Origin of the sequence: Streptomyces sp. TRM68367 (assembly GCF_014495685.1) — a bacterium.
In the GTDB taxonomy this organism is placed as follows: Bacteria; Actinomycetota; Actinomycetes; order Streptomycetales; family Streptomycetaceae; genus Streptomyces.
Genome location: NZ_JACTVI010000073.1, coordinates 23,870 through 42,515 on the forward strand (window position 1 = coordinate 23,870; position 18,646 = coordinate 42,515).

The window sequence follows — 18,646 nt, forward strand, 5'->3', positions numbered from 1 at the left end:
CCGGTGCTCTCCGGCTCGCCTTCGTGGGTGCTCTCCCCTGCGTTCTCACGTGTTTCCCTTCGTCGTCCTCGTCGTCGGGTTCTTCTCGTGCGGTGCGGAGAGCCGATCCGCCGCGCCCGGATCCGCGTCCGGGGTGAACCACGGCAGGTTCGAAGTCGTAGCTGGATCGGTGGTGCCGAAGGAGGTGAACTTGGGGCTGCGCGGCGTCAGTTCGGGCAGCCGCAGCCCGCGGTGCCGCGCGCCGCGATGCCGCAGACCGCTCGTCGTGCGCGGCCGTACGCGGTCCAGGACGGCCAGCCCGGCGCGGAAGACGGCGGCCGGTACGACCAGGGCCACCAGGATCCAGAACAGGGTCACGCCCCAGGGACGGCCCACGCCCCAGGGCTGTTCGGCGAGGACCTTCCCGCCGTACTTCAGCGACACGGTGTAGTCGCCGTGCGCCCCGGCGGCGAGCTCCACCGGCAGCTCGATGCGGGCCTTCCGGCCGGGCTCGATCGTGCCGCGCCACTGCTGGTCCTGCCACTGAGGGGCGAACACGCCGTGGGAGGTGCCGACCTGGAAGACCGGGTTCTTCACCGTCGACGTGCCGACGTTGCCGACGGTGAAGACGAGCGTGCGGGCCTGCGCCGCGCCGAACCAGGTCAGCAGCCCGCTGGAGCCGTCGAGCCGGGTGTCGGTGAGGACGGACAGCCGCCCGCCGGCCGCCTCGGCGGGCAGCGGTTCGACCGCGTGCCCGGCGACCTGGAAGATCGCGTCGGCCGCGGCCTTCGCCCCGGTGACCGTCGCGACATGGACCACGCACGGGCACGGCACCGGCGGCTCGGCGACCGGCAGTTTCCGGCTGAACCGGCCCTCGGCGTCGGTGGTGACGGCCCGGCCGTCGGCGTTGGCACAGGAGTTGGTGCCGCCGACCACGCCCCTCGAGGGCACGGACCGGCCGCAGATCAGCAGCATCAGCAGGGCACCCGGCCGCCAGCCGCTGCCCGTGACGGTGATCGAACCGCCGGTTCCCGCCTGGGACTTGGACAGCTTCACCTGCGGCCCCTCCGCCGCTCCGGCGGGCGTTCCCGCCGCCCAGGGGCCCACCAGCGCGAGCAGCAGCGTGAGCACCGCCGCCGGAATCCGCAGCCTGCCGTTCACGGCACCGCTCCCGTCAACTCGACGCCCCTACGCGGCGGTTCGACCGCGATGCCCTCCGCCGTACGACGCCTGCGACGCCGTACGACGGCGAAGGCGGCGGCCGCCACGGCCACCGCTCCTCCCCCGGCCCCCGTCACCGCGCCCCACGGCACGAACCGCGCCGACGCGCCCGCCGTGTCGTGCGCCCCGCCCGCCGCCGTGACGGTCAGCCGGACGTCGACCGCGTCGAGGGCGGGCCGGCCGGGCCACGGTTCGGCGAGCTGCACGCGGCGGCCCGGCGGCAGCTGCACGGGCAGGGTGCGCGGAGCGCGGTCGAGGAGCCGGCCGAAGACGCCGTCCGCGCGCACGGCGAGCCTCGGCGCGAGGACCGTGGTGCCACGGTTGACCAGCTCGTACGTGATGCGGTCAGCGCGTACGGCCACGTGCTCGACGGTCAGCGCGGACAGCGCCGGGCCGCCGACGCGCAGGCGCAGCGGTACGGCCGTGGACCGGCCCTCGGTGTCGCGCGCGACGAGCGTGCCGGTCTGGTCGCCGGGCGCGGCGCCCGCCCGGACGGTCACCGTGAACGGCACGTCGGCGCGGGTGCGGGCCGGGACGCGCACGGCCGGCTCGGCGAAGGCGAGCGGGACGTCGGTGCCGCTCAGCCGGACGGTGACCGGGCGCCCGCCGCGGTTGGTCACGGAGACCGTGTCCTCCAGGACCGCCCCGGGCGCACCCTCGGCGTAGAAGGACGGCCGCCCGCCGCCGGAGGGCGCCAGCGACCAGCCGCCACCCGCCGGCGCCGCCCCGATCAGGGCGAGCAGCGCCACCGGCGACAGGAACAGAATCAGGGCGCGGACGGGTGACGGCATGGGCGGCTCCATGGTCGTGCGGCGGCTCCACTGGCGTAGGGCGGCGCTGAGGTCGTGCGGCGGCTTCCGTGGGTTTACGGCGGCGATGCGCTCGTGCGGCGGACGGCCCAGCTCCGGCGAGCGGTCGTACCGCCGTCGGGTCAGCGGCGTACCCGCGCCGGCTGGTTCCGCCGGGTCAGCCACAGGACGCCGGTCGCGCCCGCGAGCAGGACCGTGCCGCCGAGGGTGCCGAGGGCGATGGCCGAGTCCTCGGGGCCGGTCTGCGGGAGTTCGGCGCCGGAGCCGCTACCGGTGCCCGCGCCCTGTGCGGAGCCGCCGCCCGCCGCGGCCTTCACGTCGAGGGTGAGGGACGGCTTCGGGTCGTTGGTCGGTGTGCAGGTCGTCGTCGTACCGAGGGCCTTGATGGTGAGCACGCCCGCCGTGAAGGTGACCTTGCCGGTCTTCTTCGGTGTGTACGTCCCGCTCAGGTCGCTGATCTTGATGGGCGTGTTGGCGGGGATGGCCTCGGCGTTGGGCGGGCCGGTCACGGTCATGGTGCCGCTGTCGGCACCGCCGAGCTCGATGGTGGCGCTGGGGTTCATCGCGCCCTTGCCCAGTTCGACCGGGCTGGACGAGACGCCCTTCTGCCACGACATGGTGATCTTGTAGCCACCGCCGCTCTCGACCCCCTTGATGTCGATGGGTGAGACGGCGCTCTTGTCGCCGATCGGTGTCTTGCACTGGTAGTTGACGTCGACGACCTCGGCGTGGGCTGCGGGGGCGGCCATCAGCACCGCCGAACCGGCCAGGGCCGCGGCGGACGCGAGCGCGGCGGTTCGTTTCCGGTACGACACGGTTCCGCTCCCTTTCGAGTTCCTGGTACGCGTTTCCTGACGGCACATCAGATCGGCCGTCAAGGTACGCCCGGGGTCGAAAGGAAGGAAGACACAGTGCATGCCAAATGTGGGAGGTGATCCGCCCAAAGGGCGCGGGGCTGTGCTCGATGTGCGGCTCCGCCGCGTGGGCGCGACAAGCCACAGACAGCACGCCGACCGCAAACGACAGGCGCCCCTACGGCGCTACGCCGGCGCCCCCAACTCCGCCCACACGGTCTTTCCCGCAGCACCAGGGTTCCGCACAACCCCCCAGTCCAGACACAACCGCTGCACGATAAACATGCCATGCCCGCCGGGCCGCCCCGCACGGTGCGGCGTCCGCGGCGCAGGCTGCCCCGCACCCCGGTCGGAGACCTCAAGACGGATCACCTTGTTGTCACAGGTGATCCACAGCTGGTCCGGCCCCTCGGCATGCAGACACGCGTTGGTGACCAGCTCGGAGACGACGAGCAGCACATCCTCGGCGGCGGCCCGCTGGTCCGCGCCGACCGCCGGCAGCCAGCCCCAGGCGTACAGGGCCTGACGGGTGAAGTCACGGGCGAGCGGAACGACACCACTCTGGCCGTCGAAGCTCAGGCGGCGGATCTGCCGGCCCCCCGGCGGCGCGGACGACTCGGCCGACGGCTCTCCCGCCGCGGACGACTCGGCCGTGACGGACGCCCCGCCCGGCCGTACGCCGCCCTCGGACGCCCCGCCCGGCCGTACGCCGCCCTCGGACGCCCCGGCCGGCCGTACGCCCTCTCCGGACGCTCCCGCCCCGGGTCCGCCTCTCTCGGACGCTCCGGAAGCGCCGCTGGGCTCCGGACCGCGGTCGCCCGGCGAGTAAGGCCGGGTGGTGCTCATCAGCGCTTCACCTCACCGATTCACCAGTTCATGATTCAAAAGTCAGTACACAGTCAGTCACGCGGTACGCCGCCCGCCGGTTCGTGACGACCCGGTCACAGCGGGCGGCCGACATGTCAGCGACATGTCCAGCATGACTCCTGCCCTGGCCGCCGGGCAGAACACCCCCTTCTTCGGCGCGAACGGCATAGCGAGGGGAAAGTGCTGGTCAAACGAGGGAGATCCGAGGCGTGGCAGTGGCACGCCGAACCAGGTCAGCCGGTTTCGCCGCCCAGTGCCGCCTCGACCGAGTCGTGGACGGTGAAGACCGCCTCCGCCCCTGTGATTTCGAACACACGTGCCACCACCGGCTGCATTCCCGCGAGGTGGACCCCGCCTCCGGCGGACTCCGCCTTGAGGCGCGCACCGAGCAACACGTTCAGCCCCGTCGAGTCGCAGAACTCCAGCCGCGAACAGTCGAGGACGAGCCGGTTGAATCCCTTGGCAAGGCAGTCGTCGAGTGGCTCACGCAACAAATCGGCGGTGTGGTGATCCAACTCACCCACCGGGGTCACGACGGCACTGGTGCCCTCTTCCCGAACCTCCACCAGAAGCCGGCCAGACTGTGTGCTGCCGACCGTCCCGCGGTCCATACCGCCTCTCTCTCCCGACGTCGTGGCTGCTTGCTGACGCCCTCGAACACTACGCCTTCCCTCCGCGGTCCGACACCCGAACAACCACCCACAAACGGACATATGAACACAGAACGCACTTGCGGTGGGCTCAGGAAAGCGGGTAGGGCTAGTAAGGACACGTAACCGACACGGCCGGCTTTGGAGGCGCCGCACACCGCAGTGCACGTAATTGGCTTCGGCAGCCATATGCCGTGAACGATGGAGGACATCATGTCACCCCGGCTCGACGCATCGCGTACCCACAAGGCGACGTCGACACCCCCTCCGGAACATCTGGATCCCATCGAGCAGGACGACATACTCGCCGGACTACCGGAGATCCCCCCGTACGACGAGGTGGGGCCGGTAGACGCACGAGCCCTGTCCAAGACCCTCTTCGAGCGGCTCGAATCACTGGAGGAAGGCACCCACGAGTATTCGTACGTCCGGAACACGCTCGTCGAACTCAACCTCGCGCTGGTCAAGTTCGCCGCCTCCCGCTTCCGCTCGCGCAGCGAGCCGATGGAGGACATCATCCAGGTCGGCACGATCGGCCTGATCAAGGCGATCGACCGTTTCGAACTCTCGCGCGGCGTCGAGTTCCCCACATTCGCGATGCCGACCATCGTCGGCGAGATCAAGCGCTTCTTCCGCGACACCTCGTGGTCCGTGCGCGTCCCGCGCCGCCTTCAGGAACTCCGGCTCGACCTGGCGAAGGCCGGCGACGAACTGGCCCAGAAGCTCGACCGCGCACCGACGGTGAACGAACTGGCCGAGCGGCTCGGACTCTCCAACGACGAGGTCGTCGAGGGCATGGCGGCGTCGAACGCCTACACGGCGTCGTCGCTGGACGCCCAGCCCGAGGAGGACGACGCCGAGGGCGCGCTCGCGGACCGGATCGGGTACGAGGACCACGGGCTCGAAGGCATCGAGTACGTCGAGTCGTTGAAGCCGCTGATCGCCGAACTCCCGCATCGGGACCGGAAGATCCTCTCCCTCCGGTTCGTCGCCAACATGACCCAGTCGGAGATCGGTGACGAACTGGGCATCTCTCAGATGCATGTGTCGCGGTTGCTGTCACGGACGTTGGTGCGGTTGCGCAAGGGGTTGACACTCGAGGAGTGACGGTCGCTCACGGCCTGTGCAGGTATTGCGGACATCACAGGTATGGCGGGTATCCCGGGTATCCCGGGTATCCCGGGTATCCCGGGTATCCCGGGTATCCCGGGTATCCCGGGTATCCCGGGTATCCCGGGTATCCCGGGTATTACGAACAGACGGACCGTTGACCGTCGGCCGGGTTCGCGCCCGGCGCCCCGTCGACGCCGAGTGCCCTCCGGGCGCAGGGCGTCCATCGGGCGCCGGGCGCGGTTTCGTTTGCCAGGGCACTGTTTGATTACTCGCGGAAACCTCTTTTCTCACGGTGCCCGTTCCACCACTATGGGGCACTCCCATACCGGACGGTCCGTCAGGGCTGCGGCATGGATGCAGCGGGGTGCGAGGAGGCAGGTGGATGGCTCGGGCCGACGGGACCGACGACGACGCCGGCGGCGTGGGCGGGGTGCTCGCCGGTGCGTCCGACGCGCGGCTGGCCGAGTTGCTGCGTGCCGACACCTCCGCCACGCAATCGGCGCTGCGCGAACTCCGGGGGCGGCACGGCCCGTCGGTGCTCGCCTACGCCCGCCAGTGCACGGTGAGCGATTCCGTGGCCCGGCAACTGGCCGCGCAGACCGTCACGTTCGCCGCCCGTGAGGCGGCCCGCGGCTCCGATGCCGACGGCCCGCTGCGGCACCACCTCCTGCTGCTGGTCGGCCGGGTGGCCGAGCAGTGGGCCGCGGACGAGCGGGCCACGGGCCTCGACCCCGGTCTGCTCCTCGTCCTGAACGCGGCGGGCCCCGGCGGCCCGGTACCGCCCCTGCTCGCGGCCTTCCGGACCCTGCCGTACCGCACCCAGGGCCTCGTCTGGTACGGCCTCGTGGAGGGGGTGCCGGCGGACCACACGGCCACCCTGCTCGGCCTCACCCGCGACGACGTGGCCTACGGCACCGGCGCCGCGCTCCAGTGCCTGGCCCAGGCCTGCCTGCGCGCCCGCCTCGCCGCCTCCGACGAACCCCGCTGCGGTGACTTCCGCCGGCTCATCGAGGAGTCGGCACGGCCCGGCAACCCCCGGGACAGCGCCGACCTGCGCGTCCACATGGCGCAGTGCGCCCGCTGCTCGGCGGCCCACGAGGAACTGTGCGCCCTGCGGGACTCCCCGCGCACGGCCCTGGCGGAGGGTCTGCTGCCGTGGGCGGGCACGGCGTACGTGTCGGCGGGCGCGGCGGTGGGCGAACCGCGCCGCAACGCCCGTGCGGTGGCGGTCACTTGGCCGCCGTCCCGCCGCTTCGTCCTGGCCTCCGCGGCCCTCGGGGTGGCGCTGGCGCCGCTACTGGTCTTCCTGCTGTCGCAGGGCGGTTCGCCGTCCCAGCACACGGCGGCCCCGGCGAGCACACCGCCGGTGAGGGTGACGATCCCGGCCGTCACCCCGTCCCCCACTCCCACGCCCTCCCCTTCGGCGACGAGCAAATCCCCGTCGCCGTCGCCGAGTTCGCCCTCTCCTCGGACACCGCGACCAAAGCCCACCCCCACGCTCACGCCCACCGCACCTGCGTACCAGCCGCCGGGCGCCGCCTACGCCCAGGTGGTCAACCTCACTTCGGGCCGGTGCCTGGACATCGACGGCGCCCCGGAGAACGGCAGGGACGTGGTCACGGCCGCCTGCACGTCCTCCCGTGACCAACGGTGGCGGGTCGACTCCGCACGGGGCGTGCTGCAGTCGTACGCCGACCCCGGCTACTGCCTGGACAGCCGCGGCTCCGTGGACCTGGGCATCGGCATCTGGGAGTGCGACGCGGTGGACGGGCCCAACGGCCGGAACCTGAGGTTCGCGGTGGACTCCAGCGGAGTGATCCGCCCGGGCATCGCCACGGACCGCGCGGTGACTGCGAGCGAGGGCGACTCGCTGTCCCTGGTGCGCGAGGCGGGGCGGGGGGACCAGCGGTGGCGGGCCGGGGCCTCCTGATCAGACGACCCGCAGTCCTCGCCGCCACACCCCGCTGACCAGCGGAACCCCGGGTCGATAGGCCAGGTGGACGTGGCTCGGGGCGTCCAGGAGGGTCAGGTCGGCGGACGCGCCCGGGGTGAGGCGGCCGATGTCGTCGCGGCGGAGGGCTGCCGCGCCGCCCGCCGTGGCCGACCAGACGGCCTCGTCGGGGGTCATGTGCATGTCCCGTACGGCGAGGGCGATGCAGAACGGCACGGACGACGTGAACGACGAGCCCGGGTTGCAGTCGGTGGACAGGGCGACGGTCGCGCCGGCGTCGAGGAGGCGGCGCGCGTTCGGCCACTGGGCGCGGGTGGAGAACTCGGCGCCGGGCAGGAGCGTGGCGACGGTACGGCTGTTGGCCAGGGCGTCCACGTCCTGGTCCGTGAGATGGGTGCAGTGGTCGGCGCTGGCCGCGTCGAGTTCCACGGCGAGCTGGACGCCGGGGCCGTGGGTGAGCTGGTTGGCGTGGACGCGGGGGTGCAGGCCCCTGGCCTTGCCGGCGGTGAGGATCGCGCGGGCCTGGTCGCCGTCGAAGGCGCCCTTCTCGCAGAAGACGTCGACCCAACGGGCGTACGGGGCGCACGCGTCGAGCATCTCGCCGGTGACGAGGGCGACGTAGGCGGCGGGGTCGCCGGCGTGCTCGGGAGCGACGATGTGGGCGCCGAGGTACGTGACCTCGTCGGTGTGCTGGGCGGCGATGCGCAGGGCGCGGGACTCGTCCTCGGCTGTGAGGCCGTAGCCGGACTTCGTCTCCATCGTCGTGGTGCCCTGGTGGAGCGCCTCGGCGAGGTACCGGGTGAGGTTGGCTTCGAGCTCGGCGTCCGTCGCGGCCCGGGTCGCGGCGACCGTCGTGCGGATGCCGCCCGCGCTGTAGGCCCGGCCGGACATGCGGGCGTTGAACTCGGCGGTGCGGTCGCCCGCGAAGACCAGGTGGGAGTGGGAGTCGACGAAGCCGGGCAGGACCGCCCGGCCGCCCGCGTCGACCCGATTGTCAGTGGCGGGTGCTTTGCTTGATTCACCGGTCCACGCGACGCGGTCGCCGTCGATGACGACGGCCGCGTCCTGGACCAGGCCGAGGGGGGATCCGTCACCGAGGGAGGGGTCGTTGGTGACCAGCGTGGCGATGTTGGTGATGACGGTGCTGCTCATGGCGTCCTCGTGGGTGGCAGGGGCGGTCGTCATCGGCGCAGGGCCCGGACGGCTTCCGTCAGTGCCTGCGGCACATCGGGTACGAGCGTGTGCGCCCCGTCGCGTACGACGTGCCGCCCTCCCACGATCGTGTGCCGTACGTCCGCTGCCGTCGCGGCGAATACGGCCGTCTCGGCGCCGAGCCGTGGCGGCGGCCCCGCCGTTCTGACCGAGTCGAGCGCGATCGTCGTGAGGTCGGCGAGCGCGCCGGCCTCGATGGTGCCCGCGTCCGGCCAGGCGAGGGCGGCGTGGCCGTCGGCGGTGGCGGCGCGCAGCAGGGCGGCGGCGGTCCAGTGACCGCGGGTGCGGGTGCGCAGGCGCTCGTCGAGTTCCATCGCGCGGGCCTCTTCGAGCAGGTCGATCACGGCGTGGCTGTCGGAGCCGAAGGAGAGCGGGGAGCCCGCGTGCTGGAGGGCGAGGGCGGGTCCGATGCCGTCGGCGAGGTCCCGCTCGGTGGTCGGGCACATGCAGGTGCCGGTGCCGCTGCCGCCGATCAGGGCGATGTCCTCGTCCGTGAGGTGCGTGTGGTGGACGCCGGTGGTGCGCGGCCCGAGCACGCCGTGGTCGGCGAGGAGGCGGGTGGGCGTGCACCCGTGCGCTGCCCGGCAGGCGTCGTTCTCGGCGGTCTGCTCGGACAGGTGCACATGCAGCGGGGCCCGCCGCTCCCCGGCCCACCGGGCGACCGTGGCGAGCTGGCCGGCGGGCACGGCCCGTACGGAGTGGATCGCCGCCCCGATCCGTGCGTGATCCCGGTCCTTGAGAACTGAACAGCGTTCGGCCCAGGCCTGCGCCGTCCCGTCGGAGAAGCGGAGCTGGTGGGCGCCTGGCGGCTGTCCGAAGCCGGCGGAGAGGTAGGCGGTGTCGAGGAGGGTGATGCGGACACCGGCTTCGGCGGCGGCCGCGATGAGCGCCTCGCCCATGGCGTTGGGGTCGGCGTAGGGGGCGCCGCCGGGGGCGTGGTGCACGTAGTGGAACTCGCCGACCGTCGTGATGCCGGCGAGGGCCATCTCGGCGTACACGGCGCGGGCGAGGTCGTGGTACGTCTCCGGGGTCAGCCGGCCGGCGACGGAGTACATGACCTCGCGCCAGGTCCAGAAGGTGCCGGAACCGACCTGGACGGTGCCGCGCAGGGCACGGTGGAAGGCGTGGCTGTGGGCGTTGGCGAGCCCGGGGATCGTGAGCCCGCGCAGAATCTCGGCGCCGGGTGGCGGTGTGGGCGTGTCCGTGTGGACGGCGGCGACACGGCCGTCGGCGATCTCCAGGAGGACTCCCGGCTCGACGTGCGTGCCGAGCCAGGCGTGCTCCAGCCAGCAGGTCCTCGGTGTCACCTGCACGCCAGTCCTTCCAGTACGTCGGCGAGGGCGAGCGCCCCGGCCACGCAGTCGTCCTCGGTGGCGGACTCGGCCGGGGAGTGCGAGACGCCCGTGGGGTTGCGCACGAACAGCATGGCGGTCGGGACGCTCCCGGAGAGAATCCCGGCGTCGTGTCCCGCACCGGTGCCGAGGACGGGCACGGTGAGGCCGGTGTCCTTGCCGAGGATGCGGGCGAGTTCGTCGCGCAGGGCGTGGTCGAACTCGACGACGGGCGTGAACGACTCGCGGACGACGTCGAGGTCGACACCGTGTTCCTGCGCATACGCGCGTGCGGCCGTCTCGATGCCGTCGATCACGGTGTCGAGGGTGTCCTGCCCGGGCGCGCGGGAGTCGAGCCAGCCGCGTACCAGGGACGGGATGGCGTTGACGCCGTTCGGCTCGACGGCGATCTTGCCGAAGGTCGCGACGGCACCGGCGAGCCGGGCCTCGCGGCGGGCGGCGAGCACGGTCTCGGCGTACGGCAGCATCGGGTCGCGCCGGTCGGTGAGCCGCGTGGTGCCAGCGTGGTTGGCCTCACCGCGGAAGTCGAACCGCCAGCGTCCGTGCGGCCAGATGGCGCTGGCGATGCCGACGGCGTCCCCGGTGAGGTCGAGGGCGCGGCCCTGCTCGACGTGCAGCTCGACGAAGGCGCCGATGCGGGCGAGCCGCTCCGGGTCCGGCCCGATGGCGTCCGGGTCGTAACCGGCGGCGGCCATGGCCTGCGGGAGCGTGACCCCGTTGCCGTCGGTGAGCCGGTGCGCCTGCTCGACGGTGAGCTGCCCGGCGGCCAGCCGCGACCCGACGCAGGCGAGCCCGAACCGGGCGCCCTCCTCGTCCCCGAAGTTGACGATGCCGACCGGCTTGGCGAACTGCGCTCCGCTCGCGCGCAGTTCGTCCAGGGCGGCGAAGGCGGACACGACGCCGAGGGGCCCGTCGAAGGCACCCCCGTCCGGCACCGAGTCCAGATGCGACCCGGTGACGACGGCGTCCCCGGCAACCGGGTCCCCCAGCCAGGCCCACTGGTTGCCGTTCCGGTCCACCTCGTACCGCAGCCCCCGCCCCTCGGCCTGCACCTGGAACCAGGCCCGGCATTCGGCGTCGGCACCGGTCCACGCAAACCGGCGGTAGCCGTGCGAGCCGGGGTGCCGCCCGATGGGGTTCAGCTCGCGCCACATCTCCTGGAAGGAGGGCGCGTTGGGCGACTTTTCCTTGCGGGAAGGGCCGTTGGACGCCTCAGTCCTTTCCGGCCGTACAGGCCGTGGGCAGTCGTTCCGCAGGGCGATGGGGGCACCTCCCGGGCCCTCAAGGCAATGGGGGAGGGTGGGCACGACCGGACCCGGGGACGGCGACGAAGCGCCGGCCTGCACCGGACGGTTGCCGCTCGCTTCGCTCACGCGTCGTCCCCCTCACGCATCGGGACACGCACGCCCCGCTCGGCCGCCACCGACTCGGCGATGTCGTACCCGGCGTCCACGTGACGGATGACGCCCATCCCCGGGTCGTTCGTCAGCACCCGGCGGATCTTCTCGCCGCCGATCTTCGTACCGTCGGCCACCGTCACCTGTCCGGCATGGATGGACCGCCCCATCCCCACCCCACCGCCATGGTGAATGGACACCCAGGACGCCCCGGACGCGACGTTCACCATGGCGTTCAGCAACGGCCAGTCGGCGATCGCGTCGGAGCCGTCGAGCATGGCCTCGGTCTCCCGGTACGGAGAGGCGACGGACCCGCAGTCGAGGTGGTCGCGCCCGATGACGACCGGCGCGGACAGCTCACCGCTCGCCACCATGTCGTTGAACCGCTCACCGGCCTTGTCCCGCTCGCCATAGCCGAGCCAGCAGATCCGGGCGGGCAGCCCCTGGAAGTGCACCCGCTCTCCGGCCATGCGGATCCAGCGGGCCAGGGACGCGTTCTCGGGGAACAGCTCCAGAACCGCCCGGTCCGTCCTCGCGATGTCGGCGGGGTCGCCGGACAGGGCCGCCCAGCGGAAGGGGCCCTTGCCCTCGCAGAAGAGGGGCCGGATGTAGGCGGGGACGAAGCCGGGGAAGGCGAACGCCCGCTCGTAGCCGTCGAGTTGGGCCTCCCCGCGGATGGAGTTGCCGTAGTCGAAGACCTCCGCGCCGGCGTCCATGAAGCCGACCATCGCCTCGACGTGCCGGGCCATGGACTCACGCGCACGCGTGGTGAACCCGGCCGGGTCCTTCGCGGCGTAGGAGGCCATGTCCTCGAACTCCACGCCCAGTGGCAGGTACGCCAGCGGGTCGTGGGCGGAGGTCTGGTCGGTGACGACGTCGATGGGTGCGCCCATGGCCAGCAGCTGCGGGACCAGCTCCGCGGCGTTGCCGAGCACGCCGATGGACAGCGGCCGGCGGGCGTCCCGAGCCTCCACGGCCAGCTGGAGGGCGTGGTCGAGGGAGTCGGCGCGCACGTCGAGATACCGGTGCTCGATGCGGCGCTCGATCGCGCGCGGGTCGCAGTCGATGCAGATCGCGACGCCGTCGTTCATGGTGACGGCGAGCGGCTGGGCGCCGCCCATGCCGCCGAGCCCGGCGGTCAGTGTGATGGTCCCAGCGAGGGAGCCGCCGAACTTCTTCGCGGCGACGGCGGCGAAGGTCTCGTATGTGCCCTGGAGGATGCCCTGGGTGCCGATGTAGATCCAGGAGCCGGCGGTCATCTGGCCGTACATGGTCAGGCCGAGGGCCTCCAGGCGGCGGAACTCCTCCCAGTTCGCCCAGTCGCCGACGAGGTTGGAGTTGGCGATCAGGACGCGGGGGGCCCACTCGTGGGTCTGCATGACGCCGACGGGGCGGCCGGACTGCACGAGCATCGTCTCGTCGGCCTTAAGGGTCTTCAGCGTCCGCACCATCGCGTCGAACGACCGCCAGTCGCGGGCCGCCTTGCCGGTGCCGCCGTACACGACGAGCTTGTCGGGGTGCTCGGCGACGTCGGGGTCGAGGTTGTTCTGCAGCATCCGCAGGGCGGCTTCCTGCTGCCATCCCAGGGCGCTCGGTTCCGTGCCGCGCGGCGCTCGGACAAGACCAGAGGGCGGCCCGGAGGGCCTCGGTTGAGGGTGGTGGCGGGAGACGGGCGGGCGGGGTCCTGACATCGTCTGCCTCCTGGTGGGCTGGCTCCCGGCGAGTTATTGCTGCGGATATTCACATCCTTACTCGATGAATAAAACTAGTCAATACGATGATGTGCCAGCGTGGGTAGGACACGGACTGTTTGGCTGAATGCGGGTCCGGGACGCGAGGACGACGACACGACGGGGGTTCGGTGTGGACATCGGCTACGACGGGGACGTGAGCTACCCCGGTGCCGGGCGGGCGGCCCGGCGGGACGAGGCGGTGCGGGCGGCCGTGGAGCAGGGGCTGCTGGGGCCCGGCACCCCCATCGTGGGGCTGCTCGACGTCACCGGCATCCGGGAGTCGGCGGTGGAGCTGCGCGCGGCGTTCGACGCGGTGACGGAGCCCGGCACGCCGGCGCTGCACGCCTTCGCGGTGAAGGCGACCCCGCTGGTGCCGGTGCTGCGGCTGCTGCGCGACGAGGGCATCGGCGCGGAGGTGGCGAGCCCCGGGGAGCTGGCCCTGGCGCGGGCGGCGGGGGTGCCGGTGGAGCGGACGGTGCTGGACTCGCCGGCCAAGACGCCGGCCGAGCTGCGGGAGGCGCTGGCGCTCGGGATCGCGGTCAACGCGGACAATCCGCAGGAGCTGGACCGTATCGACGCCCTAATGGGGTCCGCGGTCAGCCGCTCTCCGCTCGGGATCCGGGTGAACCCACAGGTCGGCGGCGGTTCCATCGAGGCCACGTCCACGGCCACCGCGACCTCGAAGTTCGGGGTGGCACTGCGGGACGAGGGCGCGCGGGAGTGGGTCGTACGGGCGTATCTGGACCGGCCGTGGCTGACCCGGCTGCACGCGCACACCGGGTCGCAGGGCGTCCCACTGTCGCTGCTGGTGCGGGGCGTGGCGGAGACGTACGCGCTGGCCGAGGAAATCAACGGGCGGGCGGGGCGCCGTCAGATCGACACGGTCGACATCGGCGGCGGGCTGCCGGTGAACTTCGCGTCGGACGCGACGACGCCCACATACGCGCAGTACGCGCGCATGCTGCGGGAGGCCGTGCCGGGGCTGTTCGACGGGCGGTACGGGCTGGTCACCGAGTTCGGACGGTCACTGCTGGCCAAGCACGGGACGGTGGTGGCCCGGGTCGAGTACGCGAAGACCTCCGGCGGCCGCCCGGTAGCGGTGACCCACGCGGGCGTCCAGGTGGCGACGCGCACGGTGTACGCACCGGCGAGCTGGCCGCTCCGGATCGCCGTGTACGGAGCGAAGGGCCGCCCGAAGGAGGGCCCGCCCGTGGTCCAGGACGTGGCAGGGCCGGCCTGCTTCGCGGGCGACCTGCTGGCGGAGAGGCGAGCGCTGCCGCTGGTGGAGCAGGGCGACTATGTGGCGGCCCTGGACACGGGCGCGTACTACTTCGCCCACCACTACGGCTACAACTCCCTCGCCCGACCCGGCGTTTACGGCTTCGCCTCCGACGGGACGGGATCTGTCACGTTCGCGATGGTGCGGGAACCACAGAGGCTGGAGGAGATAGTCGCCGAGTCAGGCGGAGCCCAAGCCTCTGCTCTCACGGAACTGCAACGCCCCTGAAGGGGCGGGGCTGTATCGATACGCGGCTCCGCCGCGTGGGCGCGACAGGCCACAACGTGCACTCACCCGGCAACGACCGAAACCCCCACGGCGCGTAGCCTCAAACCAACGCCGCACTCTTCCGCCGCTTACCCCCCGGCGCCGCATCCCCCGCAGAGATCCCGGTACTGCGATACCCCTTGACCGCCTTACCCACCGGCCGGCCCCCCGATCGCAACCAGTCCACACGCACCCACAGCAGCTCCTCCTCGGCCCGCTCCAGCCGCCCGATCCACGCCGCCTTGAGCCACAACCCAACCCCGGCCCCAGCCATCAGCATCCCGCCCGCCGCCGGCAAGGCAACCGCACTGCCCAGCGCCGCCAGAAACGCCAGCAGCAGCCACCACCTATGCCCCCGCCGCCAGTTGCGGACACTCACCGCCCGGTCCTGAAGCACATCGTGCTTGCCGGCCCGGGCCACCGACCGGGACAGCGCGACGTACCGTCTGCGCCGCGCGTACGCCACGACCACCGCGCCGACGACGAACAGCGCCGCCCCGGCCAGCACGCCGATCCGGCGCCCGGTCAGTCCCGGCATCAGCACACCGATACCCGCCGCGAACACGCCCAGCCACCACAGCGGTGCCGCACCGGCCCGTACGACGACGGCCACCCGAGCCAACCCCTGTCCACCGCGTGCCACGTTCAGCCTCCCGCCTCAAGGTCTGCAATGCCTCTGAAGGGTGTCTTATAGGAGACGCACGGTAGTAAGGCAAGCTGAGACGAGTCTGAGAACGCCGGACGCACCGCGCCCCGTCCCCACATCACTCCACGAACAGGCCCCGGGCCGCCGCCTTCGCGTCGAACTCCTCCAGGCGGGCCTGCGCGTCCGGCAGGTCGTCGCACATCGCCTCCAGCAGGACCCGGCCCAGCAGCATCGGCGCGCAGGCCGTGTCGAAGGCGAGGCCCGTGCCGACGGCGGCGGGCAGCAGCAGGTCGGACACCTTGGCGACGGGCGCGAACGCGGAGTCGGCGACGGTGACGACGGTCAGCCCGGCCTCCCTGGCGTAGGCGAGCGTGTCGACGACTTCGCGGGGGTGCCGGGGCAGCGCGAAGCACAGCAGGGACCTCGCGCCGGCGTGCACGGCGGCGTCGATGCGGTCGTGCAGCATGCTGCCGCCCTCGCCGAGGAGCCGTACGTCCGGGTGGACCTTGGCGGCGAAGTACGCGAAGCCGTACGCCTGAGCGGCGGCCGCGCGCAGGCCGAGGACCGGGAGCGGACGGCTCCTCGCGAGCAGCCGCCCCGCCTTCTCCACGTGCTGCGGATCGGCCAGTACCTCCGCGAGGTGCCTGAGATTCTCGATCTCGGCCTCGACGGCCTGCTGGTACTCGTTGTACGAGCCCGCCTCGGCCGCCGGTTCCGCGGGAGCGACCTCGCGCAGGTGCCGGCGCAGGGCCGGGTAGCCGTCGAAGCCGAGGGCGACGGCGAAGCGGGTCACGGACGGCTGGCTGACCCCGGCCAGTTCGGCGAGCTCCACGCTGGACAGGAACGGCACGTCGGCGGCGCGCCGGACCATGCTGTGCGCGATGCGCCGCTGGGTCGGCGTGAGCCGGTGCCCCTCGAAGAGCGCCTGCAGCCGGGCGGCCGGGCTGTCGCTCACGCTCATGCCGTACTCCCTCTCCAGATGTCCGTGAACCGGTCGAGCAATCGTGCCGCCGCCGTCACGCGGCGGGTGTGGGCGGGTTCGTGCGGGGCGAGCGCGGACTGGCCGAGGGTGAGGGTGTTGTTGCTCATCAGCGCCGCGATGTCCCCGGTGCCGACCGGCCCGAACTCGTGGACGACCGGATATGCCCCGCTCTCCAGCGCCTCGCACAGGGCGGTCACGACACCGGGCCGCAGCCCCGCGCCCCCGGCCGGCACCTGGTTCGCCCGTGCGGCGAGCATGGCGCGCGCTTCCCGGGCCGGCAGTTCCTCCCCGTTGGCGCCGGCGCCGGTGGAGCGGCCGTAGACGCGGCCGGTCGCGGCGATGCCGTGCGCGGCGTTGCAGGACTGAGACGACATCGCGCTCGAACTCCCCTCAAACGCGGACACCGGACCTTGCCGTCCGGTCATCCGTCACTCGGATCAGCACCGGAGCGTTGACAACCTGTTCAGACACAGTATTGGGGCGGCTACCGGACGTGCCTGACGGGTGCGGCCGGGTTCTCCGAAGAGCACAGTCCCGACCAGTCGTTGTTGACCTGGGTCACCACGGAGCCGCCGCCCTCGCCCTGTTCACGGAAGCGGGCCGCCGCCGCGCGGCCGCAGGTGAACGTACCGCGCAGATGGCTGGTGACGACGAGGTCGAAGTCGTCGTCGGTGGTGTTGCGCAGGGGCCTGTCGCGCAGCGCCCCGGCGTTGGTGATCATCACGTCCAGCCGGCCGAACTCGTCGGCCGCACGCCGCACCAGCGCGTCGGCGAACTCGGAACCGCCGACCGCGCCGACATGGGCGACGGCCGCTCCGCCCGCGTCCGTGATCAGACCGACCGTTTCCGCGGCCACCTCGGCATCGAGCGGCATCTGCCGCCGACCTGTGTCCCGGTCGGTCCGGGACATCCGTCGCGGTCGGCACGGCAGTCAGCCGGCCGGGCCGTCAGCCCCTCGGCGGCACCAGCCCTTGCCGCACCGCGAACAGCGCGGCCTGGGTCCGGGAGGTGAGCCGGAGTTTGCGCAGCACGTTGCTCACGTGGGTGCGGGCGGTGCGCTCGCTGATCACCAGCTCGTCGGCGATCTGCTGGTTCGACCGCCCCTCGGCGACGAGGACGAGGACGTCACGTTCCCGGCCGGTGAGCGAGGCGAGCCCGGTCGGTGGCGAGACGATCTCCTGGGTGAGCCCCCTGGCGACCGCGGGGTCCAGGAACACCTCGCCCCGGGCGGCCGCGCGGATCGCGGCGACCACCTCACCCGCCTCGGCGTCCTTGAGCAGGTAGCCGGCGGCTCCCTGCGCGAGCGCGGCGTGGACGCGTTCCATCTCGCCGAAGCTGGTGAGCACCACGACCCGGAGACCGGGGTGGCGCTGCTTGATCACTCCGATCGCAGTCGCCCCGTCCATCCTGGGCATGAGCAGGTCGATCAGCACCACGTCCGGCAGTTCCCGATGCGCGGCCATCGCGTCCAGTCTGGTGAGCGCCTCCTCACCGTCGGTGGCCTCAGCGGCCACCTCCATGTCGTCCAGGACCTTGAGGTAGGCGCGGATGCCCCGGCGTACGACGGCGTGGTCGTCGACGATCAGGACCCGGATCGGGCGGGGTCCGCCGTCTCCCGGAGCGGGACCGCCGTCGGGGCGCTCCGGGACTCCGAGTCCGCGGGAGGCGACTCCGGTACCCGTACGGGGAGGGGTATGACGACCCATACGGCCGCACCGCTCTTCCCGTATCTGATCCTCATGGTGCCGCCCCATCGCTCCGCCCTTTCCCGCATGGTCGTCAGTCCGTAGCCGTGGCCCCAGGCCGGGCCGGTCGTCCGGCTGTCCTCCCCTTCCGGCCCGGGCCCGCGCCCGCCGGATGCCGCGAGCCCGCGACCGTCGTCCTGGACGCTCGCGGTCAGGGTGTGGTCGCGTACGCCGAGGCGGATGGTGACGCTGGTGGCCTCCGCGTGCTTGACCACGTTGTGGATGGCCTCCGCGACGATCCGGTACATGTCCTCGGCCAGGTCCGGTTCGACGGCGTCCAGCTCCGCTCCGCACAGCAGCCGGATGCTTGAACGAGTCGGTGGTGAGCGGGCAGGGGGCGCCTCGTGGCCGGTCACAGCATCGTAGCCCCGCGGATTCGACCCGGGTCTACGTCATTCGTCCCGTTCACCGCCCGGTCGAAGCGCCGAGCCGGTCGAGTCATTGCACGCGTTCCTCAGGGCTGCGCCCCGCCTACCGTGAGGAAGGAGCGCCCCGTGGAGCGCTAGTCCCAATGCCGTGTAGTTAGGGCTTGCCGGGAAACAAGCCGTGGCTTCGGGCCTTGGTCCTCGTTGTTGTGGTATGGGGAGAC

The 18,646-nt window shown here is 72.3% G+C and carries 16 protein-coding genes and 2 pseudogenes; 3 read left to right on the forward strand and 15 right to left on the reverse strand.

The window, feature by feature from the left end:
• Positions 1-45: 45 nt before the first annotated feature.
• From H8R17_RS32915 to H8R17_RS32935, 5 genes are all read right to left on the reverse strand, one after another.
• Positions 46-1,140 (reverse strand): hypothetical protein, encoded by a 1,095-nt coding sequence (locus H8R17_RS32915; protein WP_187826875.1) that lies wholly within the window; start codon positions 1,138-1,140, stop codon positions 46-48.
• Positions 1,137-1,991, reverse strand: coding sequence for a hypothetical protein (locus H8R17_RS32920; protein WP_187826876.1), 855 nt, complete (start codon positions 1,989-1,991; stop codon positions 1,137-1,139). The genes H8R17_RS32915 and H8R17_RS32920 overlap by 4 nt, the downstream gene beginning before the upstream one ends.
• A 140-nt stretch (positions 1,992-2,131) precedes the next feature.
• Positions 2,132-2,824, reverse strand: coding sequence for an LPXTG cell wall anchor domain-containing protein (locus H8R17_RS32925; protein WP_187826877.1), 693 nt, complete (start codon positions 2,822-2,824; stop codon positions 2,132-2,134).
• A gap of 225 nt (positions 2,825-3,049) precedes the next feature.
• Positions 3,050-3,709 carry an ATP-binding protein gene (locus tag H8R17_RS32930; protein ID WP_187826878.1) on the reverse strand — a complete coding sequence of 220 codons (660 nt, stop codon included), beginning with the start codon at positions 3,707-3,709 and terminating at the stop codon, positions 3,050-3,052.
• 254 nt (positions 3,710-3,963) lie between these two features.
• Positions 3,964-4,341, reverse strand: coding sequence for an STAS domain-containing protein (locus tag H8R17_RS32935; RefSeq protein ID WP_187826879.1), 378 nt, complete (start codon positions 4,339-4,341; stop codon positions 3,964-3,966).
• 240 nt (positions 4,342-4,581) lie between these two features.
• Between H8R17_RS32935 and H8R17_RS32940 the strand changes: the two genes are divergently transcribed.
• Positions 4,582-5,487 carry an RNA polymerase sigma factor SigF gene (locus H8R17_RS32940; protein WP_187826880.1) on the forward strand — a complete coding sequence of 302 codons (906 nt, stop codon included), beginning with the start codon at positions 4,582-4,584 and terminating at the stop codon, positions 5,485-5,487.
• A gap of 388 nt (positions 5,488-5,875) precedes the next feature.
• Positions 5,876-7,423, forward strand: a complete 1,548-nt coding sequence (locus H8R17_RS32945) for an RICIN domain-containing protein (protein WP_187826881.1) — start codon at positions 5,876-5,878, stop codon at positions 7,421-7,423.
• On the opposite strand, the gene hutI is transcribed toward H8R17_RS32945, so the two are convergent.
• From hutI to hutU, 4 genes are all read right to left on the reverse strand, one after another.
• Positions 7,424-8,629, reverse strand: a complete 1,206-nt coding sequence (gene hutI / locus H8R17_RS32950) for an imidazolonepropionase (RefSeq protein WP_262505677.1) — start codon at positions 8,627-8,629, stop codon at positions 7,424-7,426.
• Entirely contained in the window at positions 8,626-9,963 is a 1,338-nt protein-coding gene (locus H8R17_RS32955) for a formimidoylglutamate deiminase (protein ID WP_187826882.1), read from the reverse strand. The genes hutI and H8R17_RS32955 overlap by 4 nt, the downstream gene beginning before the upstream one ends.
• Positions 9,960-11,162, reverse strand: coding sequence for an allantoate amidohydrolase (locus tag H8R17_RS32960; protein ID WP_187826883.1), 1,203 nt, complete (start codon positions 11,160-11,162; stop codon positions 9,960-9,962). The genes H8R17_RS32955 and H8R17_RS32960 overlap by 4 nt, the downstream gene beginning before the upstream one ends.
• 215 nt (positions 11,163-11,377) lie before the next feature.
• Positions 11,378-13,096 carry a urocanate hydratase gene (gene hutU, locus H8R17_RS32965; protein WP_187826884.1) on the reverse strand — a complete coding sequence of 573 codons (1,719 nt, stop codon included), beginning with the start codon at positions 13,094-13,096 and terminating at the stop codon, positions 11,378-11,380.
• A gap of 127 nt (positions 13,097-13,223) precedes the next feature.
• Here hutU and H8R17_RS32970 point away from each other — a divergent pair, with 127 nt between their 5' ends.
• Positions 13,224-14,645, forward strand: a complete 1,422-nt coding sequence (locus tag H8R17_RS32970; protein WP_187826885.1) for a diaminopimelate decarboxylase — start codon at positions 13,224-13,226, stop codon at positions 14,643-14,645.
• Positions 14,646-14,745: 100 nt separating this feature from the next.
• Here the strand turns inward: H8R17_RS32970 and H8R17_RS32975 are convergent, their stop codons facing one another.
• The 6 genes and pseudogenes from H8R17_RS32975 to H8R17_RS33000 all read right to left on the reverse strand — a co-directional run bounded on the left by H8R17_RS32975 (position 14,746) and on the right by H8R17_RS33000 (position 18,413).
• Entirely contained in the window at positions 14,746-15,327 is a 582-nt protein-coding gene (locus tag H8R17_RS32975; protein WP_187826886.1) for a hypothetical protein, read from the reverse strand.
• A 121-nt stretch (positions 15,328-15,448) separates the two neighbouring features.
• Entirely contained in the window at positions 15,449-16,291 is an 843-nt protein-coding gene (locus H8R17_RS32980) for a MurR/RpiR family transcriptional regulator (RefSeq protein ID WP_187826887.1), read from the reverse strand.
• A gap of 77 nt (positions 16,292-16,368) precedes the next feature.
• Positions 16,369-16,680 (reverse strand): annotated as a pseudogene (locus tag H8R17_RS32985) (aromatic amino acid lyase); the annotation flags it as partial.
• Positions 16,681-16,871: 191 nt separating this feature from the next.
• A pseudogene (locus tag H8R17_RS32990) lies at positions 16,872-17,180 on the reverse strand (SDR family NAD(P)-dependent oxidoreductase); the annotation flags it as partial.
• A gap of 79 nt (positions 17,181-17,259) precedes the next feature.
• On the reverse strand, positions 17,260-17,907 hold the full coding sequence (locus H8R17_RS32995; RefSeq protein ID WP_187826892.1) for a response regulator: 648 nt from the start codon (positions 17,905-17,907) through the stop codon (positions 17,260-17,262).
• Positions 17,895-18,413, reverse strand: coding sequence for a sensor histidine kinase (locus tag H8R17_RS33000; RefSeq protein ID WP_187826888.1), 519 nt, complete (start codon positions 18,411-18,413; stop codon positions 17,895-17,897). The genes H8R17_RS32995 and H8R17_RS33000 overlap by 13 nt, the downstream gene beginning before the upstream one ends.
• Positions 18,414-18,646: the final 233 nt, after the last annotated feature.